Origin of the sequence: Paraburkholderia bannensis NBRC 103871 (genome assembly GCF_000685015.1) — a bacterium.
GTDB classification, from domain to species: Bacteria; Pseudomonadota; Gammaproteobacteria; order Burkholderiales; family Burkholderiaceae; genus Paraburkholderia; species Paraburkholderia bannensis.
On record NZ_BAYA01000073.1, the window covers coordinates 1 to 2977 of the forward strand.

Genomic DNA, 2977 nt, shown 5'->3' on the forward strand with positions numbered 1-2977 from the left:
ATGAAAGAAAACAAACTGTTGCGTGCTGCACGACTGACGTCTCTCGTGACGCTCGCAGCGGCATCGATTGCAGGCGCCCCGCTCGCGCACGCCGAGGGCAGCATCCCGAACAAGACGCTCGTCTACTGCTCGGAAGGCAGCCCCGCCGGTTTCGATCCGGCGCAGTACACCACCGGCACCGACTTCACTGCGAACACGTTCACCGTCTACAACCGCCTCGTCGAGTTCGAGCGTGGCGGCACCAAGGTTGAACCGGGTCTGGCGCAATCGTGGGATGTTTCCGCCGACGGCAAGACCTACACGTTCCACCTGCGCCACGGCGTGAAGTTCCAGACGACCTCGTTCTTCAAGCCCTCGCGCGAGTTCAACGCCGACGACGTCGTGTTCTCGTTCCAGCGCATGCTTGACCCGAACCAGCCGTTCCGCAAGGCGTACCCGGTGTCGTTCCCGTACTTCACCGACATGGGCCTCGACAAGCTGATCGCCAAGGTCGAGAAGGTCGATCCCTACACCGTCAAGTTCACGCTCAACGAGCCGAATGCGCCGTTCATCCAGAACATGGCGATGGAATTCGCCTCGATCCTCTCGGCTGAATACGCCGACCAGTTGATGAAAGCCGGCAAGGCCGCGGACATCAACCAGAACCCGGTCGGCACCGGCCCGTTCATCTTCAAGAGCTACACGAAGGACGCGACGATCCGCTTCGACGGCAATCCGGACTACTGGAAGCCGGGCGCAGTGAAGCTCTCGAAGCTGATCTTCTCGATCACGCCGGACGCAGCGTGCGCGTGCAGAAGCTCAAGCGCGACGAATGCCAGGTGATGAGCTATCCGCGCCCGGCCGACATCGCGCCGCTGAAGGCCGATGCCAGCCTCGCCATGCCGTCGCAGCCGGGCTTCAACCTCGGCTACCTGTCGTACACGGTCACGCGCAAGCCGATGGACAAGCTTGAAGTGCGCCAGGCGCTCGACATGGCGATCAACAAGAAGGCGATCATCGAGTCGGTCTACCAGGGCGCAGGCCAGGCCGCGACCAACCCGATGCCGCCGACCCAATGGTCATACGACAAGAGCCTCACGGCCCAGCCGTACGACACGGCGAAGGCCAAGGCGCTGCTGACCAAGGCGGGCTTCCCGAACGGCTTCGAGATCACGCTCTGGGCGATGCCGGTGCAGCGCGCCTACAACCCGAACGCGCGCCTGATGGCCGAAATGATCCAGGCCGACTGGGCCAAGATCGGCGTGAAGGCGAAGATCGTCACGTACGAGTGGGGCGAGTACATCAAGCGCGCGCACGCGGGCGAAGACGACACGATGCTGATTGGCTGGACGGGCGACAATGGCGATCCGGACAACTGGCTCGGCACGCTGCTCGGCTGCGAGGCGGTGAACGGCAACAACTTCGGCAAGTGGTGCTACAAGCCGTTCGACGACCTGATCCAGAAGGCTCGCCAGACCTCGGACCAGGCGCAGCGCACGAAGCTCTACACGCAGGCGCAGCAGATCTTCGCGCAGCAGATGCCGTTCTCGCCGATCGCGCACTCGACGGTCTACCAGCCGGTCAGCAAGAAGGTGGTGGACATGCGCATCGAGCCGCTGGGCTACGCACGCTTTGACGGCGTGAGCATGCAGTAAAGATCATCGGGTAAGACTTTCCGCCTGAGCCTCACATCGGGCAAACAGGCGGAAAATGGTCCGGCGACCGGGGTCACGAGCCCCTGTCGCCGGTTGCGTTTCAATTCAGGCTCACTGAAGTTTTAGGGGGGAACACGACATGTTCCGCTTCGTACTGCGCCGCGTCGGCATGGTGATACCGACCTTCATCGGTATCACGATCCTGGCGTTCGCGCTGATTCACCTGATTCCGGGCGACCCCATCGAAGTGATGATGGGCGAGCGCGGCGTCGATCCGCAGATGCACGCCGAGGCGATGCATCGCCTGGGCCTGGACGAGCCGTTGCCGATGCAGTATCTGCACTACGTCGGCCACGCGCTGCAGGGCAACCTGGGCACCTCGATCATCACCAACACGAGCGTGATGGGCGAGTTTCTCGCGCGCTTCCCGGCCACCGTCGAGCTGTCGGTCTGCGCCCTCATCTTCGCGCTCGCCATCGGCCTGCCCGCGGGCGTGTTCGCGGCGCTGCGCCGCGGCACCGTGGTCGACCACGGCGTGATGGGCACGGCGCTCACCGGCTACTCCATGCCGATCTTCTGGTGGGGCCTCATCCTCATCATGGTGTTCTCGTCGAAGCTGGGCTGGACGCCGGTGTCCGGGCGCATCGCCGTGGAGTTCGACATTCCGCACGTGACGGGCTTCATGCTGATCGACTCGCTGTTGCCCGGCACCGATGAAGGCTCGTTCAGGTCGGCTTTGAGCCACCTGATCCTGCCCGCGATCGTGCTCGGCACGATTCCGCTTGCGGTGGTGGCGCGCATGACGCGCTCGTCGATGCTCGAAGTGCTGCGCGAGGACTACATCCGCACGGCGCGCGCGAAGGGCCTGTCGCCCGTGCGCGTGATCGTCGTGCACGCGCTGCGCAATGCGCTGATTCCCGTCGTCACCGTGATCGGCCTGCAGGTCGGCACGCTGCTCGCGGGCGCGGTGCTCACCGAGACGCTGTTCTCGTGGCCCGGCATCGGCAAGTGGCTGATCGATGCGATCAGCCGGCGCGACTATCCGGTCGTGCAGGGCGGCATCCTGATGATCGCGACGCTCGTGATCCTCGTGAACCTGGTCGTCGATCTGCTGTACGGCGTGCTCAACCCGCGCATCCGGCACACGAGGTAACCAGTCATGGCAGATATCCAAAACACCCTTCCCAAGGCGGTCACGCCGCCTTCGGGCCGCGCGCTCGTGCTGCGCGAATTCTGGGCGAACTTCTCGCGCAACCGCGGCGCGGTGGCCGCGGGCGTGATCGTGCTGCTGCTGGTCGTCGTCGCGATCTTCGCGCCGGTGCTCGCGCCGCACAGCCCCATCG

At 64.4% G+C, this 2977-nt stretch carries 1 protein-coding gene and 2 pseudogenes; all 3 read left to right on the top strand.

The window, feature by feature from the left end; all coding sequences use genetic code 11:
* Positions 1 to 1634, top strand: a pseudogene (locus tag BBA01S_RS44995) (ABC transporter substrate-binding protein).
* A 139-nt stretch (positions 1635 to 1773) separates the two neighbouring features.
* Entirely contained in the window at positions 1774 to 2787 is a 1014-nt protein-coding gene (locus tag BBA01S_RS39205; protein ID WP_027821138.1) for an ABC transporter permease subunit, read from the top strand.
* Positions 2788 to 2793: 6 nt separating this feature from the next.
* Positions 2794 to 2977, top strand: a pseudogene (locus BBA01S_RS45000) (dipeptide ABC transporter permease DppC); the annotation flags it as partial.